At 43.5% G+C, this 19,964-nt stretch carries 15 protein-coding genes and 1 pseudogene; 14 read left to right on the top strand and 2 right to left on the bottom strand.

The genetic code is table 11. The features are described 5' to 3' along the window. Window positions 1-60 precede the first annotated feature (60 nt). The 3 genes from R7E29_RS13495 to R7E29_RS13485 all read left to right on the top strand — a co-directional run bounded on the left by R7E29_RS13495 (window position 61) and on the right by R7E29_RS13485 (window position 3,147). On the top strand, window positions 61-459 hold the full coding sequence (locus R7E29_RS13495; RefSeq protein WP_005376702.1) for a hypothetical protein: 399 nt from the start codon (window positions 61-63) through the stop codon (window positions 457-459). Between the two features lie 64 nt (window positions 460-523). Then, the gene (locus tag R7E29_RS13490; protein WP_054576214.1) at window positions 524-2,635 is read left to right on the top strand and encodes a protein-disulfide reductase DsbD family protein; all 2,112 of its coding nucleotides are present in this window, start codon (window positions 524-526) and stop codon (window positions 2,633-2,635) included. Next, window positions 2,632-3,147 (top strand): protein disulfide oxidoreductase, encoded by a 516-nt coding sequence (locus R7E29_RS13485; RefSeq protein ID WP_017633881.1) that lies wholly within the window; start codon window positions 2,632-2,634, stop codon window positions 3,145-3,147. Before R7E29_RS13490 ends, R7E29_RS13485 begins: the two co-directional genes overlap by 4 nt. 49 nt (window positions 3,148-3,196) lie before the next feature. On the opposite strand, the gene R7E29_RS13480 is transcribed toward R7E29_RS13485, so the two are convergent. Then, on the bottom strand, window positions 3,197-3,418 hold the full coding sequence (locus R7E29_RS13480) for a hypothetical protein (RefSeq protein ID WP_017633882.1): 222 nt from the start codon (window positions 3,416-3,418) through the stop codon (window positions 3,197-3,199). Window positions 3,419-3,843: 425 nt separating this feature from the next. On the opposite strand from R7E29_RS13480, the gene R7E29_RS13475 reads away from it, so the two are divergent. The 8 genes from R7E29_RS13475 (at window position 3,844) to R7E29_RS13440 (ending at window position 11,661) form a co-directional block, all read left to right on the top strand. Next, a complete protein-coding gene (locus tag R7E29_RS13475) occupies window positions 3,844-4,656 on the top strand; it encodes a TIGR02594 family protein (RefSeq protein WP_017821644.1) in 813 nt (270 codons plus the stop codon). A 2-nt stretch (window positions 4,657-4,658) separates the two neighbouring features. Then, window positions 4,659-5,093: a hypothetical protein gene (locus tag R7E29_RS13470; protein ID WP_017633884.1), complete on the top strand. Its 435-nt coding sequence runs from the start codon at window positions 4,659-4,661 to the stop codon at window positions 5,091-5,093. 227 nt (window positions 5,094-5,320) lie between these two features. Then, window positions 5,321-6,454, top strand: a complete 1,134-nt coding sequence (locus R7E29_RS13465; protein ID WP_054576213.1) for an efflux RND transporter periplasmic adaptor subunit — start codon at window positions 5,321-5,323, stop codon at window positions 6,452-6,454. Continuing rightward, complete coding sequence (locus R7E29_RS13460) at window positions 6,447-7,718, top strand: TolC family protein (RefSeq protein WP_054576212.1); 1,272 nt, start codon at window positions 6,447-6,449, stop codon at window positions 7,716-7,718. Before R7E29_RS13465 ends, R7E29_RS13460 begins: the two co-directional genes overlap by 8 nt. Continuing rightward, window positions 7,715-8,929: an ABC transporter permease gene (locus R7E29_RS13455; RefSeq protein WP_054574778.1), complete on the top strand. Its 1,215-nt coding sequence runs from the start codon at window positions 7,715-7,717 to the stop codon at window positions 8,927-8,929. Before R7E29_RS13460 ends, R7E29_RS13455 begins: the two co-directional genes overlap by 4 nt. Before the next feature lie 2 nt (window positions 8,930-8,931). Next, entirely contained in the window at window positions 8,932-10,215 is a 1,284-nt protein-coding gene (locus R7E29_RS13450) for an ABC transporter permease (RefSeq protein WP_017633888.1), read from the top strand. 22 nt (window positions 10,216-10,237) lie between these two features. Next, a complete protein-coding gene (locus R7E29_RS13445; RefSeq protein WP_193837577.1) occupies window positions 10,238-10,930 on the top strand; it encodes an ABC transporter ATP-binding protein in 693 nt (230 codons plus the stop codon). 224 nt (window positions 10,931-11,154) lie between these two features. Continuing rightward, a complete protein-coding gene (locus R7E29_RS13440) occupies window positions 11,155-11,661 on the top strand; it encodes a hypothetical protein (protein WP_155489406.1) in 507 nt (168 codons plus the stop codon). A gap of 89 nt (window positions 11,662-11,750) precedes the next feature. Here the strand turns inward: R7E29_RS13440 and R7E29_RS13435 are convergent. Further along, window positions 11,751-12,295 (bottom strand): annotated as a pseudogene (locus tag R7E29_RS13435) (PolC-type DNA polymerase III). Window positions 12,296-13,034: 739 nt separating this feature from the next. Here R7E29_RS13435 and R7E29_RS13430 point away from each other — a divergent pair. The 3 genes from R7E29_RS13430 to R7E29_RS13420 all read left to right on the top strand — a co-directional run bounded on the left by R7E29_RS13430 (window position 13,035) and on the right by R7E29_RS13420 (window position 19,604). Then, window positions 13,035-14,183 (top strand): tetratricopeptide repeat protein, encoded by a 1,149-nt coding sequence (locus R7E29_RS13430; RefSeq protein WP_053304256.1) that lies wholly within the window; start codon window positions 13,035-13,037, stop codon window positions 14,181-14,183. Between the two features lie 239 nt (window positions 14,184-14,422). Beyond that, window positions 14,423-15,493, top strand: coding sequence for a DUF1176 domain-containing protein (locus R7E29_RS13425; protein WP_017633893.1), 1,071 nt, complete (start codon window positions 14,423-14,425; stop codon window positions 15,491-15,493). A 673-nt stretch (window positions 15,494-16,166) separates the two neighbouring features. After that, a complete protein-coding gene (locus R7E29_RS13420) occupies window positions 16,167-19,604 on the top strand; it encodes a leucine-rich repeat domain-containing protein (protein ID WP_196334456.1) in 3,438 nt (1,145 codons plus the stop codon). The last annotated feature ends 360 nt before the right edge of the window (window positions 19,605-19,964 follow it).

Below are 19,964 nucleotides of genomic sequence, written 5' to 3'. Positions count from 1 at the left end.
ACTTGAGCTTTATGACGACTCGCGTATTATCTTCTTCGTTCTTACTTTATCTGAATTCTTATGAGTTTGTTGACTAAACGACATCACACGCCACATAAGCGGGCAAAATGGCTACTGGCGATTATTGGCTGGGTGGTCGTTGTGTGTCTGATGCAAAATTCAGGCTTTGCATCGTCATGCTCTATGAAATATGAGACGGAATCGCCCGCGGTTTCACTTGCTGATGAGCGTTCGAGCGTCAAGTCGATTGATACTAAAGAAACTAGCAAGTGCGAATTGTCTGAAAAGTTAATTCAGTTTTCTCAACATCAACTCGATGTATTTATTGTTGTTCTGTTTGTCGGTCTTTTTGCTTCGGCAATTTGGTTGTGCAGTGCCTATATTGGTGCGCAACATTGGACGGAACCGATAGGCCGTAAGTATCGAGTCCATCTGACTTTCTGTGTGTTCCGAGAATAAAAGCGTGCTTTCTGACCACTAGCGTCAGTTATTTAGCACCTTTGTCTTTTAACTAGGAATCACTATGAATCAAATTACTAAACTGACTCAGTTTGCGTCCATGTTTTTTATGACGCTTGCTTTGAGTTTGCTCTCTCTGAGTATTTCAGCTCAAACTACTGATACAGGTTGGCTGACCAACCCGCAACATCTTCCAGTGCAAACGCGCTTTGTGCTCACTGGTCAACAAGATCCGCAAGCCAAAACAATCACTGGTTATCTGGACGTCAAGTTGGCTGGGGACTGGAAAACTTACTGGCGTTCACCTGGTGAGGGCGGCGTAGCACCATCTATTGATTGGCAGAATTCACAAAATTTATCCAAAGTGGATTGGCAATGGCCGCACCCACAAAAATTCGAACTATTAGGTATCGAGACTCTTGGGTATAAAGGCGATACTTTGTTCCCCATGACGCTGCACGTCGAAGACATGTCCAAACCTGTCACGATTGATGCGGTACTGACACTTTCTTCTTGTACGACGATTTGTGTGCTGACCGACTATCAAATTCAATTGACGTTCTTGCCTTCTGATCTAAAAGTCGATGAAGACGTGATGTTCAGTTACGCTCAAGCAGTGAGTAACGTGCCGCAGCCATCGCCGTTTATTGATGTTACTCAGGCGAGTTGGGATGCGAACCAATCGAAACTACAAATCAAGCTACAGAACAGTCAGGGTTGGCAACAACCACAAGTGCTGGTGGATGGTGTCGATGAAGCAACGCGAGACTATAGCTTCAAGCTTGAAGGAATGTATCAAGAAGGAAACATCGTCACCGCGAGCTATATCGTTGATACTTGGCTGGGCGATGTGGAGTTAGATGGTCAGTCGCTGTTTGTGACCATCAAAGACACCAATTTACTAGCAGAAGAAACCACTCAAGCAACTGCTGAGGCAATAGTTGAACCGTTGCCGAGCACGTCTCTAACGAGTGTTTTTCTATTCGCGTTGCTCGGCGGTTTAATTCTTAACATTATGCCTTGCGTTCTTCCGGTTTTGGGGATGAAGCTAAGTAGTATTGTTGCCGCTCAAGGTATCGAGCGTCGTCAAATTCGCGCTCAGTTTGTTGCCTCGTCACTTGGTATATTAACGTCGTTCTGGATTCTCGCTGGTTTTATTTTGGTGCTTAAGCTAACAGGTAATGCCATTGGCTGGGGCGTGCAATTTCAAAGCCCTTGGTTCTTAGGTTTGATGGTGTTGGTCACCACTTTGTTTGGGGCCAATATGCTGGGGCTGTTTGAAGTCCGTCTATCATCGGGTACCAATACATGGCTGGCCTCGAAAGGTGATAACTCCCTAGTTGGTCACTATGTTCAAGGTATGTTTGCTACATTGCTTGCGACGCCTTGCTCCGCGCCTTTTCTAGGAACGGCCGTGGCGTTTGCCTTGGGTGCCGACGTATTAACGTTATTTGCAACCTTTACAGCATTAGCATTGGGTATGGCACTGCCTTGGCTCTTAGTCGCTGTGTTTCCAAATATCGCGCTGAAACTACCAAAGCCTGGCTCGTGGATGAATGTCGTTAAAATCGTGTTTGGCATAATGATGCTGGCGACTAGCATTTGGCTACTTTCATTAATGGCAAATCATGTACCGATGTTATGGATTGCACTTATCGCTGTGGTTGCTTTTGTTGTAATGATGGCAAGAGTTAAGAAAGTGTATGGTGAGAAAGCGCTTGCTGTATCCGGAACTGCGTCATTAGTGTTGATAGCTGGTGGCCTGTTACTTGGTAGTGTCACTGCCGACCAATGGGCGACACCGCTTCCTGAGGACTTAGCGTGGCAGAAGCTTTCTAACTCGGCGATTGAAGATCACGTCAATAATGGGCGAGTGGTGTTTGTGGATGTCACTGCGGATTGGTGTGTCACGTGTAAAGCGAACAAGATCGGTGTGATCTGGCAAGATCCTGTCTACTCATTGCTGCAAAGCCCTAATGTAGCGACGTTAAAAGGGGATTGGACACATCCGGACGGCTCGGTAACTGACTTTTTACGAGCTCATGGGCGTTACGGTGTGCCGTTTAACATCGTCTATGGCCCGGCGGCGCCACAAGGTATCCCGTTACCTGTGATTCTGACTGATGATGTTGTTTTAAGCGCGGTGAAACAAGCGAGTGGGGGAGCCATTCAATGAGTTCGACAAAGCAGCGTAGAACATTCCGATATTGGCTCATTCAAATCGTACAGATGGTGCTCATTGTCACCGCGATTTCTATCGCGATGGATTGGTATCGCACTAAAGATATTCCTAAACAGGAGTCACCACCATTGAGCTCAGTATTGAGCGATGGCGAACACTTCGATGCAATCGCGCAAAGTTATGAACAACCTGTCGTTGTTTATTTTTGGGCGACTTGGTGTCCCGCTTGTAAATTTGTAAGCCCAAGCGTGAGTTGGCTGAGTGATGACTACACCGTAGTTGGCGTTTCTGGATCGTCGGGACCGAATGAGCGTGTGGCGCAGTTTATGAGGGCAAAAGAATATCGTTTTGAAAACATAAACGATCCTTCAAGCTATATTATGCGTGAATGGAAAATTAGCGTGACTCCAACCATTTATATTTTAAGAAATGGTGAAATTTCCTCCGTCACAACTGGCGTTACCACTCCGATAGGAATACTAGCGAGAGTTTGGTTAGCTCGATAACGCTATAAAAATCCGATATTCAAAATATTGAGTATCGGATTTTTTCTTTTTATTTTCTCGCTCTAACGGGAATAATAATGTGTGCGTATGGCATACCATTCCACATCACGTATGGGCCATCATAACTTGAACCGATGGGTAGATAGTCGAGCAACACTTGGTCTAGGGTAATAATCATCATGTGTGGTTCTTCCACAATCCATTGGTTATCGTCCGTTATTCCTTCTGAAAATGGGTCGGTGTTATTGGCGCCGCCATCACTCGCTAACATGCCAAAAAGTACAATTAACTGAAATGAAATTAGTTAAATAGTCAGATTAATAAATTAAAGCTTAATTTAATAAAAATTAAAGTTTGATAAATTTAATTATAGAGTGCCTTTAAAAAGGAAGTGTTATTTAAATTTTAAATAGTAATTGATAGTTTTACTATGTTAATTTAAGTGTTCATTTATAAACATTTTTTCGTCTATTAATACGCATGGTTTAAAACATCTTGGCTGTCCTGCTTTGAAGCGTGACCAAAAGGTGATAAATAGGTGTTTTTAGTGATATGAGCTGAGTTTATTTGTAATCTATATTTTCAACACCTAATTCCCCTCATATGGCTAATCGTATAAAACAACATTTTATCTTTATTGTTGTCACGCTAAAGCGTACTTTCTTAATTATATGATTAGTTATAAAGGTAACGAGAATGGGATTAAAAATCCGTGGCTCTGTTGGTATAAATGGCACTAATTCGAAAAATGATGTTAAAGCAGTTCAACAATTTTTAAATGATAACCAAAAGAGAATAGGTTTTACCCGACTGTTGGTTGTTGATGGCTCGTTAGGGCGGAGTCCTCATTTGTCGAAAACAGTAGAGGCAATAAAAGTGTGTCAGCGTAAGCTACTTTATATGGTAAAGCCAGATGGTCGGATCGATGTAAATGGTAGAACTCATCGTAAGCTCAATGGATTACCATCCTATAGTTCAGTGAAAAATGATCCTCATGATGCTCAAAAACTAGTAACCAAAGTGCCTTGGATGAAAACAGCGTTGGGAGAAATTGGACAAAAAGAAGTTTCAGGCACTAAGGCCAATCCAAGGATTTTAGAGTATTTTACAGCATCTAAGTTCTGGGGCACTGATGACTCTGGAGGTCAAAATGCTTGGTGTGGTTCGTTTGCCGCTTGGGTTTTTAAACAACACGGAATCACTCCAGTAAAAGAAGCTTATCGAGCAAAGGAGTGGAAGGGTTTTGGTAAAAACATCTCAGAACCTATACATGGAGCTCTAGGGATTAAATCGAGAAAAGGTGGTGGGCATGTTGCTTTTGTCGTGGGAAAGAGCCCTGATGGTAGGCATTTGTACATGTTAGGAGGAAACCAAAGCAACCAAGTCAATATAGCAAAGTACTCTATTGATGTCTGGGACAAGTTCGTAGTACCGAGTAACTACGATGAAACAAAAGGTACTTTACCTGTATATACAAAAGGCTCTGCCTTAGCAGGAACGGAAAGTTAAACATGAAGAAATTTATAAGTTTGCTAGGCTGTGTGAGCTTATCAGCTTGTGCTTCACAGGGAGTGTACTCTCAGAATGAGGTACTCAAAGATGCGATATTTCAAACGCCCTATTCTGCAGTGGTGAAAATTACAGGTTTTGAAAAGTTTGCTGAACACGAGGAAGATGTTCTCTTTAAAGTTCAAGCAGAAGTGATTCAGAAACTTCGTGGAGACGTTGGGTCTGAGATTACTTTCAGTATGTATGGCGAGCTAGGAGATGAGCCCAATATACACAATGATCCTGTCATTCTCACACTATGTCGTGATAAAGATACATATTATTGGCCTGGAACGGGGGCTGAGTTTGGGGCTAATCAAGAGAACATATTAAACGCTCAAGAAACAGCTGCTCACTTGGATACAGAACAGCGCCATTTTGCACATTGTTCAGAATGAAAAGGGTGGTGGTTGAAACGAGCGGTTACAGAGCTTGTTAGTCGCTATCGTAGACAGCGTCTTTGCTGAATGATTCGTCGAGATTTTTTAGTCTTTGATTGTCAGAGGCGACTGACAAAGCCTTACCAACTGTGACAACCAAACCGCTATTAAAGCAGGATATTATTCCTTCAACTTTGTGTTTTAGGAGTAGTCATTAGACTACCCAATAATTGTTGGAATAAATAATGACGAAACGTTGGCTTGTCTCCGCTGTGAGCATCGCGCTGCTCGGCGGTGGTACGTATTTCTATCTCCAATCTGCTGCTCAACCAGAATTGCTGCCTACATTGATTGTGGAAAAAGGCACGATTGAAAAACAAGCGGTGGCTGTTGGTAAAATTGTCCCTGCACACTCTGTGTCTATCAAGTCACAAATCGACGGTATCGTCGGTGAAATTTACGCGAAAGTTGGTGAAAAGGTGAAGCAAGGCCAGCCGCTGATCAAAGTGCGTCCAAACCCAACACCCCAAGCATTAACGGATGCATCGGCAGAGCTCATGCGTAGCGAAGCCGATCTGGAATCCGCCAAACAAAAACTGTCCAACTTAGAAAGCTTGGTCAAGCAGGACATTATTCCAAGTAACTACGACGAGTACGTAAGTGCGCGCTCGGCAGTCAAATCTGCGCAAGCGGACGTATTGCAAAAGCGCCAGAATCTCGAACTCATCCGCAGTGGTGAGGCGTCTATCGGCGATGCGCGTTTAACGTCGACGATCTACGCGCCAATTGATGGCACGGTACTCAACCAGAAAGTTGAGGTCGGAGAGCCGATCATCTCGACTCAATCAAGCCAAGCCGCGACTGAAATGGTGTCATTGGCCGACATGAACAGTCTGATTTTTAAAGGTAGCGTCAGTGAGCATGATGCTGCGCAGTTGTCTCCGGGAATGCCCGTTATGTTGACGGTTGCGCCTTATCCTGATGTGGCGATTTCTGGTGTGCTAACCAAAGTGGCGATTCAATCTGAGAACCTTAACTCACCAGAGGGCAATGCTTCGGCAAAAAGTTTTGATAACGGTTTTGAGGTTGAAGTGGGAGAACTCAAGATCCCACAAGATGTGTTGCTTCGTTCTGGTTTTTCATCGACGGCTCAAATCATTCTGAAGAAGTCTGAAAACGTGCTCACTCTACCGGAGCGCGCTCTGCAATTTGATGGTGACGCACCGAATGTTCTGATCCCCGACAGCTCAGAACAAGGGTTTCATAAACAACCTGTGAAACTCGGTCTGTCAGATGGCATCAATGTCGAAGTGCTTGACGGCGTGGAGCTTGATGAAGAGGTTATCGACAACAGCATGATGGGAGCGGCGCATGGTTAAGCTGCAACGATCAAAAATCGCCTTTGCATTGTTGGCTGCCACGCTCAGTTTGCCGACCTACGCAATTTCTATTGAACAAGCTTGGCAACAAGCAAAGCAGAACGATCCAAATTACGAAAAAGCGAAAATCGGCGTCCAGCTTGGCGAGGTTGGCGTACAGAGTAGCCGCAGTGCGTTATTACCGGGTTTAAGTGCCAGTGCGTCAGCGGATTGGAATGAGTCCTCAAGCCATTCCAACAGTTACGGCGCTACCTTATCTCAAACTATTTGGGATAGCAGTTTGTGGTCGGAACTGGATCAAGCGAATGCCAATTATCTCAAAGTACAGTTAGAGTTATCTCAAGCGCATAACGAGCTTGCGCAAAAGTTGCTCACCGCTTACCTAGATGTGGCAAGCGCACTGGGCGACCTCAAATTGGCGCAGTCCAAGCTGGAGGAGGGGAAAGAACTTCTCAACATCATCGAGAAACGCTATCGAGCAGGCAAAGTGAAGTCGGTTGATGTTGAAGAGATGCGAGCGAATCAAGTCTCTGAGCAAGCAAGTATCCTCAATGCAAAAGCCGATCTCGAAGTTAAAAAAGCAGAGCTTGCGGCGTTAATCAATCAAATGCCCGAGAGTGTCGACCAAATTCGAACGGATTCTTTGATTCAGCCACCGATGCTGGTGGACTCTCAGGAGCAATGGCTAAAGCTGGCGAAAGACAGCAGTCCAGAGCTGTTGGTGGCGGCGCAGATGGTGAAAGCGAGCGAGTTCGCGAAAGATTCAGCTAAAGGTGGATACTACCCGACCGTCAAAGGCAGTGTGGGCTACAGCGATGGTGACAATCGTTCAAACGGCGAGTTTAACGCTGGGATTAGTTTGAGTTTGCCGATTGACCTAAATGGTGCAGTGCGAGCGAAAGTGGACGAAGCATCGTTGAACATTTTAGGCGCCAAGCAAGATATGCGTAGAGTGGAAATTGATATTCAGAAACGAGTTATTCAGCAGTTTACGCAGGTCGATATCAACTGGAATCAAGTTTTAATAGCGAACGAGCTAGTTGAGTCGCGCGCCAGAGTGTTGCAAAGCAAAGAGAAACTTTACGACGCTGGCCTGCTTGAAGTGTCGGAAGTTATCAGTGCACACAACAGCTTGTTTGAGGCGAAAAACAGTCTGCAAACCAACTTGTACAGCTATTGGCGTAAGAGAATCGGCTTACTGCAAACCGCAGGGAAACTCGATGACGATACCATGGTGTTGATCTCTCGGGCTTTTCATTCATGAGCAGCCTATTGCAACAAACTTGGCAAACGTTGATGGCGCACCGCATGAAGAGCGTTCTAGCCATTATCGCGATTGCTTGGGGCGTGATCTCTGTGGTGGTGTTAATCGCACTTGGCGAAGGCTTTTATCGCCATCAGACTCAGTCGTTTTCATTTATGATCAACAATGTGCAAGTGGTGTTTCCGTCGAGTACCAGTAAACCGTGGCAAGGGTTACCTTCAAGGCGACAAATTGATATTCCACAAGAAAAAGTCGACATGATCAAACAGTCAGGCTTTGTGCAACAGGCGTCGAGCGTTTACGCCAAATGGGATGCGAATATCACCAATCTCAAAGGACAGAATTTATCGAGAACGGTCAGCGGTATTGATACGTCTTACTTTCCTTTAATGCAACGCAAGCTGCAATCCGGTTCGAGAAACCTGTCACCAAGTGATATGGACAACCACACTCGCGTGGCAGTGTTAGGCGATCAAATTGCGCAAATGGGCGGAATCCAAATCGGGGATAGGCTCAAAGTCAACGGCATTCCGTTTTTGGTGATTGGGATAACCGTTGGTGAGGACACTGGCATTTCATTCGGCGATAGCCGCACGGTTTTCATTCCTCAAACAACGTACCGCGATTTGTGGGATGCGAAACCTTGGATGGTATTGATGAAGCCGAGAGAAGGGATGGATGCATCGTCATTTCGACAAAATATCGTGAACTTTTTCGCCAAGCAGCTTCATTTTGACCCAAGTGATAAAGATGCGGTCGAATTACCCGATTTTAGTGAAGGTGCGGCGGTCATCAGTGGAATTTTGCGTGGCATTCAGATTTTTCTCGGAGCGAGCGGTGCGATGACCATGGCGGTCGGTGCGCTTGGTGTTGCCAACATCATGTTTTTATCCGTCACTGAGCGCACGCGTGAAATCGGTGTGCGTTTGGCGATCGGGGCGACTCAAAAATCCATACTCAGTCAGTTTATTCTTGAGGGGCTTATTTTGGTAGCTGTGGGCACGGCATTAGGTCTGATGTTTTCGTATGCCGTGGTGTCTGTCCTAAGCAGCATGGGATTACCTGAATGGATTGGTTTGCCTGTGATCACGCCAGATTCCATTGCTTGGTCTTTACTTGTGACGCTTATCTTGGCATTGATGGCATCGTATTTCCCAGCAAGGCGAGCATCGCGTCTCACGCCAGTCATTGCTTTGAGTGCGAGGGCCTAGTCATGCTGTTACCGATGAGACAAATTTTCCAAGAAATGGCGGCAGAAAAGCTGAGACTGGGTTTGACCATTCTGGCAGTAGCGTGGGCGACCCTCTGTATCGCTGCTATGTTGGCGGTAGGTGAGGGTATTCGTCAGGGCGTATTGAAAACCGCACAAAATGGTAACGGCAACTTGATCTATTTGACCGGAGGGATGGCCACCGTCGACCACGGTGCTTTTCACCAAGGTAAATTTCTGACGTTAAAAATGGACGATTCAGAGATCGTTCGAGCATTACCCGATGTAAAAAGCGTTGCGCCAACTGCGAAGTGGAAAGAGCGTATCACCGTTGGTGACAGAAGCTCATGGCAAGAGCCCTTAGCGGTCACGAGCGAGTTTCAATCCATGACCAATTTGGTGCCGATGGCGGGGGGACGATGGTTAAATCCACTCGATCAAAAAGAGACGCGCAAAGTCGTTGTACTGGGTTATGAACTGGCAGCCGACTTATTCAACCCGAATGAGGACTTTAGTTGGTTTGCGACAGTCACATTGCAAGTCAACCCTGTGGGGAAAAAGGTAAAAATCGGCAATGAGGAGTTCACCGTTGTGGGCGTATTGGAGAAAAACAGCGCTCAAATAGAACTGGGGGATCTTATCAACTATTCCAGCTTTGTGCCGTTAGCGACGTGGAAGCGATTTCATGTCAACGGTGAAATTGGTGGCATCAATGTGCAACCACAAGCCGATGTAGACCGAGAAGCCTTAGCAAAGACGATCAGGCAAGTGATTGCCCGTAAGCACGGGGCAAGTGTCAGTGATGAACAGGTCGTCCAAGTCGATGATATGTTCCTTAAACAAAAGAGTATGCAGCAGTTTCTGATAGGTTTGCAGAGTTTTCTTGGCATTATCGGCTTCGTGACGTTAGCTGTTGCTGGCGTCGGCATTGCCAATGTGATGTATGCCACCGTAAAGCGATCTACGCGTGATATCGGCGTGCGCATGGCAGTCGGTGCAACCCCAACGGCCATTCGTATGCACTATTTAGTGCAGTCTTTATTGACAATGATGATGGGGGGCGCGCTTGGGTTAGCTGTGACGTACGCGCTGGTGTCTGCCATCAGTTCCATTCCTTTAGAGGGCAATGCTTTTTATGAACAACTGGGTAAACCTGTCCCTGAGTTGTCGTGGGTCGTTGTCGCGATTGTCATCCTCACCTTAGTGATCATTGGCGTGGCATCTGCATGGTTACCTGCAAACCGAGCCGCAAAAGTCAGCCCGTTGGAGGCGCTACAAAGTGAATAACAACAATAACTCTGGAGAGAACATGTCGAACAAGCCGCTTGTTGAGCTGACCAACATCTGTAAATACTACTCAAGCGGGGAGGCGGAAGTTCGCGCGCTAGACGGCGTTGACTTAACCATTAATCAAGGCGAGTTTCTTTCGATTCTTGGCCCGTCCGGTTCAGGCAAATCAACGTTGATGAACATGCTCGGCTGTTTAGATAAGCCCACCGATGGCGAGTACCAACTTGGCGGCCAAAACGTCGCAAGTTTAAGTGCGAATGAGCTGGCTGGCATTCGTAACCAAAAGATCGGATTTGTCTTCCAAAGCTTTAACTTATTGGAATACGCGACGGCGCTTGATAACGTGGCACTGCCGTTGGTTTACTCTGGTATCAAAGCCAAAGAACGTCGCCAGCGCGCAGCTAAATTGCTAGAGCAAGTCGGGCTAGGGGATCGTTTAGACCATAAACCAAACCAGCTTTCTGGTGGTCAAAAGCAGAGAGTTGCGATTGCAAGAGCCTTGGTCAACGATCCGCAAATCATCCTAGCTGACGAGCCAACCGGCGCGCTCGATTCAAAATCTGGTGCTGAGATCGAAGCTCTGTTCAACCAACTCCACGCCGAAGGCAGAACATTGATCATCGTGACGCACGATAACGCTCTGGCAGAGCGCACTAAACGCATCATCACCATCAAAGACGGCAAGGTAATTTCGGATAGGGTGCCGGAGTGATATTCACAGTTTGGATCTTTACTAAAATAAAGGTAATTCGCCTATGAAAATGGTCACTTTGGAAGTGGTGTTTTAGTCAGCCTTGTTTAGAATTTACATCTTGATTTGAATTGCTAACTGTTTTGATAGTTAGTTGATGTGAAATTTGGTTCCCACAAGGCTACAAGATTGTAATGAATATAAACCACGCACTTTATAGAAGCGAAAAGTATAGCGAAGAATCAATGGAAGAGATTCTTTCTAGGTTAAAAAATACTGACTATTTTTATTTAAATGAGAATAATCCTAGTGAAGGTGCTTACTTGACTAAGAAAAAGGAAAATATCTTAATAGTAAAAAGAAAAACTTCTCGAAGTTCTGAAGCACATCAAGACCGGTTATTCAATACTCGTGAGTTTATAAACTTCAGCTCAATTGTTGCAGGACGAGAGATTGGTGGGGAGCTTCGATGTAAACTAGGACAAGATAAAAATAAAACGAAAATAACGTACTCTTGGTATCCTGATGAGTTTGTTCAAAATTTTTGTTATGCATTTATTGTTCTGGCTTTATTAATGTCAGCTTTTAAATTTACTCCTGGTGATTACGATGTTATTTGGAATCTATTGAAAGCTGTTTTGATGTTTTCAGTTCCAAGTTTATTACAAATGATTCACCTTCCAGGACTAATAAAGCTGGCAAACAAAATTTTGAGATTAAATGGCACTAAACAATTGTTATTAAATACATAAAAATAGACTTTAATGTAAGCAATCACTTTCTATATTTAATAATCCGATTCCTATCAAAAGTAATCGACTTTTGTTTATATCTCGTGTGGTTAAAACCGATTTTTAGAGAGCAACTGCTCCAGTTTTCCTTTTGCTGTCTTACTTACCGTTTGCATAAGCTTGAAGCTTGGCGCTGCTATGCCCGATTGTTCAAGCTCTTCCACCATCAGTAACCAAAGCTTTGCCATTACCTGTGCATCGGCTAACGCGCGGTGGAATACACCGTCGTTTTCAATGTTCTTATAACGAACCAACTCACCCAACTTGTGTGACGGCGCATCTTGAATAAGGCGTTGTGCCACCAATAAAGAACACGCGAACTTGCCAGAATAACCGCAGTTAATTCGCTCCAGTTCCGCATCCAGAAAGCGCTTATCGAACGACGCGTTGTGCGCAGCATGTTATTGGTAATGCCTGTGTAAACTTCAATGGATGAGCTCACACGAAAGCCAGGATTTATAAGTTGCTGAAAACTATCGATCACCTCAACATCAACGATCTTAACCGCACCGATTTCAATCGCGCGATCACCCATATTCGGAGACAGACCTGTGGTTTCAAAGTCGAGTACGACAACGGAGTTAGCTTGAGGCATGAAGTTTTCCAACTGAACAATAAGGCGCAAGAGTATCGTTGAAAGTGTGGGAAAAGGGAAGGAGGAGGAGAAGCTTTAGTAGTGAGAGAAACTTACGGAAGCTCAGTTAGAAATTGAATGTTAGCTTGCCCACTAGATAAAACACCTTACAAAATCTGGTGCGTTCGTTTGCCCTCATAAAATGTAACCTAAGGCGATTCAAACTCTCACTGTGGTATTTGTCTGTTCAAAGTTACGTTTTTGGGTGGCGGGGTTATCCTGATATCTGGGCAGCAATGATTACTCTGTGCTTTTTAATGAAACGGCACTTACCCACTTTGATCATACCTTTTAAAAGGTGCAATCTTAACCATTACGCTGGTGTCCACAAATAACGTTGCAATATCATGACTTACTAAATTTGAAAAAGTTACAAATACATATTCAGAGGTGTGCTGGTGGTACACCAAACACGATTGTATTTTTACCCGTTGTACTTTCTAGCTCAATAGTGTTTCTTTTCTACAGAGTGTTTTTACTCACTTATATGTTGCTGACGTGTTTTTGCCTGAAAAAAAGTTATCTTGCATAGTGAAACCAACACAAACACGGTCAATTTTTGGTTATCATCGACTGATGCTTACCTGTATTTACCAAATTGAACAAAAATACAAGTAAACATTGAAGTTCAATATTACTAATAACTATTAAATTTGATATGAAGTTCGGAGGATTTAACCTTGGAGAAATTTAGATAACAATGAAAAAACGTGATGTTAATTTATTGCAAAGAGTTATGTTCAGGCTAAAAATAACATTCAATATTATTTATAAATTACTTGTTGTTGCGTTGCCGATTGATATTCTTAAATACTTAGCGATAAAGGGGTCTAGTGTGGCTCAAATTATCTTAGCGAGACGTTACTATCATGGAAGGCGTGTTAAGTATAATAAAAAGCTAGTAGTAAATTGGTTAACGAAGGCAGCGTTGAAGGGAAGCTCGGAGGCAAAGAAAGAACTTGGCTACCTGTATTTTAGTGGTGAAAAATTTAAAAAGGATTGGCGGTTAGCTAGCAAATGGTTGACGGAAGCATATGCTGACGGAGAAGTAGATTGCGCTGCTATTTTAGGCATAATCTATGAAGGAAACGGACACTTTCGTCGAGATTCAGCAGAAATGTTGAGATGGCACACGATTGCAGCAGAGTCTGGAGATTTAGAAGCGCAAAAAACTCTTGCGGCGATTTATACTATGGACAAAGAGTACTCTAACCCTAAAATGATGATGCATTGGCTACACAAGGCAGCAGATCAGAATGACACGGACGCAATGCTTCTTCTTGGACACACTTATCTGGATGGTGACCATTACGATTTCAACGAGGCTCTTAAGTGGCTTAAGACTGCTGCCAACAAGAAGGATCACTACGCATTAGTTTTACTTGGTGACATTTATTCATCAACTAAGTACAACATTGTAAATTATAAAGAAGCCATCCAAAAATACTATAGTGCAGTAAACGAAGGTTCAAGCGTTGCGATGGGGAAAATTGGGTATATGTACCAATATGGCCTGGGTTGCGATAAGAATATAGATAAAGCAATAGAGTGGTATTCCGTGGGGGTTAAATACAATGACCCATATTCTCAATTTGGCTTTGCGCAATTATATCGTGATGATGAAAATGGGATGATGAATTTAATTGAAGCGTTTAAATGGTCTTACTGGGCAAAAAAAAACAAACATCCAGACGCAGAAAAACAGTTCAAAGAAATCTCTGGAAAACTAACGAAAAAAGATATAGATAAAGCACTACGTTCGGCTCAGAGTTATAAAGTAAAGCCTGTTAAAAGTTTGGGTTTTACTTTAGGTTATAAAATGGGAGAAAAAGGTACTATATATAGGTGAGTAATTATGAAAATTAAATCCACTTAATAATTTATTATGGTTGTTTATTATCATTTATTAATGGAGCGAAGAAAGTTAATTCCATAAAAAATATGGAACCACTCCTTTAACTATTGATGAACTGGGGTAACTGACTAAATTTGTTTTCTGGTTCGCTCTAATAAATAATTCTAAATTGATGTTTTCATAAGAATACGGAATTTTTAATACTGGTAAATAGAAGTAGCAAAGGAGGCACAATGATTTATTCATTAAAACTGAACTGGAGGAATATGCTAATGCTCTGTATTAGAAGTACAATATGTACATTGGGTTTGGTAGCTTTTTCTGTCAGCGCTTTTGAGGGAGAGAGTTTTCAACACAAAGATTGGTATCTAGCTTGTGATAATACAGGGACCTGCCGGGCGGCTGGCTATTCAAATATTGGCAGTCTCAATCCTGTTGCTGTGATGTTTACTCGTAAAGCGGGTCCTGCAGCGTCAGTAACGGGCAAAGTGTATTTAGGGGATGAATCTGATTTTGACCATTGGCCTGAGCAGATAAATCTTTATATCGATGGCCTAGAGTTGGGCCCGATACAGCATGACGCCATGACATCCATGCAGGTTCAGGCCATTCTTGCAGTAGTGACTAAAGATGCACTTATTGAAATTGGTGATGGTAAAACTAAATGGGTACTGTCTGGTAGCGGTGCCAGTGCCGTGTTTCGTAGGATGGATGAATATCAGGGGCGCCAGAATACTCCGTTTGCTATTGTCGCAAAAGGTCAAGGCGCTGAGTCTAGGGTGAATCTTGCTGTGGCTATCCCCACACTTGTGAATGTTGGCGGCGATGCAATGATGAAATCACTTGAGCCAGAATCTGCCCAATATGCCAAATTGTTACCACAGCTTCGTGCTAGCTATCAGTCTAACGGAGACAGTTCCGAGTGCCATAGACTGTTTGAAGAAACACCGTCAATTGCTATTGCAAAGCTTAATAATGGCCAATCATTGATTGAGGCGTCCTGTTGGATGGCGGCTTATAACTATGGTTCAAGTTATTGGTTGTTGGGAGAAGGCGATGCTGCTGTGCCTAAACGTCTTAACATCTATGGTAATGACTATTCTGACGGCATTGTTTCCTCCGCTCATAAAGACCGAGGATTGGGGGATTGCTGGAGCTTTGAAAGCTGGTTGTTTGATGGCAAACAAATGGTTCGTGCGAGTTATGGTAATACAGGTTTGTGCCGTGGTATTGCCGCTGGAGGCATTGACTTCATGCCTATTTGGGTAAGCGAAGTGGTTACTACACAAGATTTGAATAAATAGCTATGTTTTTAAGTTACTGTTCTAGCACTTCTGCTCAGGGCTTTTTAAGGTTCTGAGTTTAAAAGCAATAATTGCTGTCTGACTTGTAACAATTCTGGTACTAAAAAACGGTAGACCCTATCACAAATACCTACGAGAAATTGTTTGTGAAGTATAAATTACATAAAACTCTTCTTGTGCGTTCCTAGCTTCGATAAGGCGTAGCTATAGTCAGATAAAAAATACATCCAATATATAATCAATTCGGTGTAAAGTTTGCGAAATCAGGAACTATACCAAAAGCTCTTTTGATGAGGTTCTTTACTCCTATTTCAACTTTTATGCCGGCTCGCCCCTCAAGCTTAATTTTGCTCGTGGTACTTTGTGGATGTGATGGTTTTAAGAGGGCTCTACCCCAAATTCGTTAGATTAAATAATCTAAAAAGTCTAAAAGCGTGTGTTTTATACTACGAAAATACTGCGATAGAATGAAACTTAACAAGATTTAAGCCTTTTATATAGTTGTTTTGCTTGTCAAACCGCTTCTTTTAGTAGTGAAATTGTTTAAACAACTTGTTGGGAATGATAAGTCGCAATAAGTATTGCTATCATCCTCTTAACCCAAGATAAAACTGACCGTATGTGAATGTTTTATGCATTCGCACAGAAAATAAATATAAATCTGAGAACAGGTATGTCATTATCAATAACAAGATTCACGAGGGTAATCTGCCCGACCCTGGGCAGTTTGCTCTGTTTAACCTTTCTTACTGGCTGTGAAAAAGCAACAGAAGGGTTGGTGTATGGCACAAAAAGCAAGTCAGTAATTATTGACTATAATGGTAGCGAAACAGATGTCATCATCCCAGATTCGGTAACTACTATTCGGCGTGATGCGTTTAGACGTAGCAAGCTCACCAGCGTGACTATCCCTGATTCAGTGACTACTATTGGTGCGAGTGCGTTTAGTTACAACAATTTGACCAATGTGACTATTCCAAATTCCGTGACCACCATTGGTAGGGATGCATTTAATGGAAACAAGCTCTCTAGTCTGACCCTTTCAAATTCGTTGACTACCATTGGTGATTGGGCGTTTCAACACAACGAACTAACTAGCTTGATCATTCCAGACTCGGTAACAACCATTGGTAAGGAAGCATTTTATGGAAACAAGCTCTCTAGCCTGACCCTTTCAAATTCTGTGACCACTATTGGGGATAGTGCGTTTGAACGCAACGAGCTTACTAGCCTGATCCTTCCAGATTCGGTGACCGTTATTGGCGAGAGTGTGTTTGCCGATAATGAGATCCACAACGTGACTATACCAGAATCTGTGACCACCATTGAGGATGACGCGTTTATTCGAAACAAACTCACCAGCCTGACTATACCTAATTCAGTGACCACCATAGGAAAAGTTGCGTTTGCTGACAACAACCTCACCCACGTGAGTCTCTCTGATTCGGTAACCACTATTGGTTGGGGGGCATTTACTGGCAATACACTTACCAGTGTGACCATCCCAGACTCTGTGACGACTATTGAGGGTTCAGCGTTTTCTGACAACTATCTCACCAGCGTGATTATCCCAGATTCGGTGACCACCATTGGTTCTAATGCGTTTAATGGTAATGCAATATCCACATTCAACAATGCGCCATCAGATGGCATAATCTTTGCTCGTAATGATGATGGTACTGACAACAAGAAGGTTGTTGTTTCCTTTGGCGGAGGGAGAAAGGAGATTGTTATTCCTGATTCGGTGACTACCATTGGTTTCGGTATGTTTGAGGGCAACAATCTTACCAGTGTGACTTTTCCAGATTCGGTGACTGCCGTTGATAAGAGCGCGTTTGGTCATAATAATCTCACTAGCATAACCCTTCCAGATTCGATAACTACTATTGGAGACTATGCGTTTATTTACAATGAGCTCACTAGTGTAACGCTCCCAGGTTCTGTGATTACTGTTGGGGATAATGCGTTTGCTCACAACAAACTTACCAGCGTGACCATTCCAGACTCGGTGACCACTATTGGTGAGGAGGCGTTTGCTGATAACGCGCTCACTAGTGTGACTATTCCAGATTCGGTGACTACTATTGGTGAAGGGGCGTTTGCTGGTAACAAGCTCATCAGTGTGACCATTCCAGATTCAGTGACTACCATTGGTGAAGGGGCGTTTGCTGGTAACAAGCTCATCAGTGTGACCATTCCAGATTCAGTGACCACCATTGGTGAAGGGGCGTTTGCTGGTAACAAGCTCATCAGTGTGACCATTCCAGATTCGGTGACCACCATTGGTGAAGGGGCGTTTGCTGGTAACAAGCTCATCAGTGTGGCCATTCCAGATTCGGTGACCACCATTGGTGAAGGGGCGTTTGCTGACAACAAGCTCATTAGTGTAACCATTTCAGATTCGATGACCACCATTGGTGAGAGGGCATTTGCTGATAATGAGCTTACTAGTGTGACCATTCCAAATTCGGTAACCACCATTGGTGAGAGGGCATTTGCTGATAATGAGCTTACTAGTGTGACCATTCCAAATTCGGTAACCACCATTGGTGAGAGGGCATTTGCTGATAATGAGCTTACTAGTGTGAACATTCCAAATTCGGTGACCACCGTTGGCCAGGGGGCGTTTGCTGATAACGAGCTCACCAGTGTGACTATACCTAGTTCTTTAACTACCGTTGAGGATGATGCGTTTGCTCACAACAGGCTCACCAACGTGACCATTCCAGATTCGATAACCACCATTGGACATCGGGCCTTTTCTGGCAATGAACTCACCAGTGTGACTATCCCAGATTCCGTGAATATTCTTGGGTGGGAAGCATTTAGTTACAATAATTTAACCAATTTGATCATTCCAGATTCGGTGACCATTATTGGTTGGAAGGTGTTTAGTGATAATAAACTCACCAGTTTGACTATCCCAGATTCCGTGAACACTATTGAGGGGGCTGCATTTTCTAACAACCAGCTCATCAGCGTGACTATCCCGGATTCTGTGACCATTATTGGTAATGGAGCGTTTAATGGTAATGTAATATCTGCAGTTAACAATGCGGCATCAGATGGATTTATTTTTGCTCGTAATGATGATGGCACAGAGAACAAGAAGGTTGTCGTATCCTATGGTGGTTCAAGAAAAGGAATTGTTATTCCAGATTCGGTAAACACTATTGAGCGTGGCGCGTTTTCTGATAATGAGCTCACCAGTGTGACTATGCCTGATTCGGTGACGACCATTGGTGAAAAGGCGTTTGCTTACAACAAGCTCACCAATGTGACTATACCTTATTCAGTGAATACCATTGAGAATGAGGCGTTTCGGAACAACCGACTGACTAGCGTAACTATCCCAGATTCTGTGACCTCTATTGAGGATAGGGCGTTTAGTAATAATAAACTCACCAATTTGACCATTCCAGATTCAGTAAGAACTATCGGAGAGGCTGCGTTTTCTGACAACCAGCTTGTCAACGTGACCCTCTCAAATTCGTTGACTACTATTGGCTTAGGTGCATTTAATCGCAATGCACTATCCACAGTTAATAATGCACCATCAGATGGCTTTATTTTTGCTCGTAATGAGGATGGCACCGAGAATAAGAAGGTTGTTATTTCCTATGGTGGGGCAAGAAAAGAAGTTGTTATTCCTGATACGGTGACCATCATTGAGCGTAGGGCGCTTGCTAGCAGCGAACTAACCAGTGTGGTCATCCCAGATTCGGTTACCACCATTGGGCGTGAGGCGTTTGCTGGCAATGAACTTATCAGTGTGGCCATCCCAGAATCGGTTTCCACTATTAGCCATGGGGTATTTAGTAACAATAATCTCACTAGCGTAACTATATCAGATTCGGTAAATACCATTGCACCGGAGGCGTTTGCTGATAATAAGATCACTAAGGTGACTATACCAAGTTCAGTGTCCTTCATTGGTTATAAAGCGTTCCGGAATAACCGACTTACCAGCGTAACTATCCCAGAATCAGTGTTCGATATTCAAAGTGAAGCGTTTGCTGGCAATGAACTCACCAGTGTGACTATTCCATCTTTGGCGACCCACAATGGTTTGATAGCGTTTGATGAAGGTGTAGATATTCACTGGTATTAACACTATTTTGTGTGCTGTTGCAATTTTAATATGTGGCAGTACACAAAGTTTTTGGAGAATGGTGTTTTCATCAGATGTTGTTTTTGAAGGCTCTCTTATGACGACAGAGGTCTACGTGCAACATCCTTGTCTAGGTATTTAAAGTAATGGTATTTAATAATCTGTATCTAAACAAAGCCTTTTTACTATTGCGATTTCGCTCATCGCACTAGCACTTCCAAACTCATGTTGCCGCACCTGTAGTTATTTGATAGTTGCTTATATTCAATTTTCCTAAAGACGTTAATAAGATGGTACGCCCCACACCTGCACTACACTCAGCTATGTCGCTGAATATTGGGAGGTGCCATCATGTCGGCA

Source organism: Vibrio sp. Vb1729 (assembly GCF_033338655.1).
In the GTDB taxonomy this organism is placed as follows: domain Bacteria; phylum Pseudomonadota; class Gammaproteobacteria; order Enterobacterales; family Vibrionaceae; genus Vibrio; species Vibrio alginolyticus.
Note: the sequence above shows the minus strand (reverse complement) of the source record. Positions and strands in the feature narration are given on the sequence as shown.

Bases quoted from the DNA above. Each gene is read 5' to 3' on its own strand.
- R7E29_RS13440 (WP_155489406.1), top strand. From the start codon at position 11,155: ATGGAAGAGATTCTTTCTAGGTTAAAAAATACTGACTATTTTTATTTA.
- R7E29_RS13455 (WP_054574778.1), top strand. From the start codon at position 7,715: ATGAGCAGCCTATTGCAACAAACTTGGCAAACGTTGATGGCGCACCGC.
- R7E29_RS13490 (WP_054576214.1), top strand. From the start codon at position 524: ATGAATCAAATTACTAAACTGACTCAGTTTGCGTCCATGTTTTTTATG.
- R7E29_RS13470 (WP_017633884.1), top strand. From the start codon at position 4,659: ATGAAGAAATTTATAAGTTTGCTAGGCTGTGTGAGCTTATCAGCTTGT.
- R7E29_RS13460 (WP_054576212.1), top strand. From the start codon at position 6,447: ATGGTTAAGCTGCAACGATCAAAAATCGCCTTTGCATTGTTGGCTGCC.
- R7E29_RS13425 (WP_017633893.1), top strand. From the start codon at position 14,423: ATGATTTATTCATTAAAACTGAACTGGAGGAATATGCTAATGCTCTGT.
- R7E29_RS13495 (WP_005376702.1), top strand. From the start codon at position 61: ATGAGTTTGTTGACTAAACGACATCACACGCCACATAAGCGGGCAAAA.
- R7E29_RS13465 (WP_054576213.1), top strand. From the start codon at position 5,321: ATGACGAAACGTTGGCTTGTCTCCGCTGTGAGCATCGCGCTGCTCGGC.
- R7E29_RS13445 (WP_193837577.1), top strand. From the start codon at position 10,238: ATGTCGAACAAGCCGCTTGTTGAGCTGACCAACATCTGTAAATACTAC.
- R7E29_RS13480 (WP_017633882.1), bottom strand. From the start codon at position 3,418: ATGTTAGCGAGTGATGGCGGCGCCAATAACACCGACCCATTTTCAGAA.
- R7E29_RS13485 (WP_017633881.1), top strand. From the start codon at position 2,632: ATGAGTTCGACAAAGCAGCGTAGAACATTCCGATATTGGCTCATTCAA.
- R7E29_RS13420 (WP_196334456.1), top strand. From the start codon at position 16,167: ATGTCATTATCAATAACAAGATTCACGAGGGTAATCTGCCCGACCCTG.
- R7E29_RS13430 (WP_053304256.1), top strand. From the start codon at position 13,035: ATGAAAAAACGTGATGTTAATTTATTGCAAAGAGTTATGTTCAGGCTA.
- R7E29_RS13475 (WP_017821644.1), top strand. From the start codon at position 3,844: ATGGGATTAAAAATCCGTGGCTCTGTTGGTATAAATGGCACTAATTCG.
- R7E29_RS13450 (WP_017633888.1), top strand. From the start codon at position 8,932: ATGCTGTTACCGATGAGACAAATTTTCCAAGAAATGGCGGCAGAAAAG.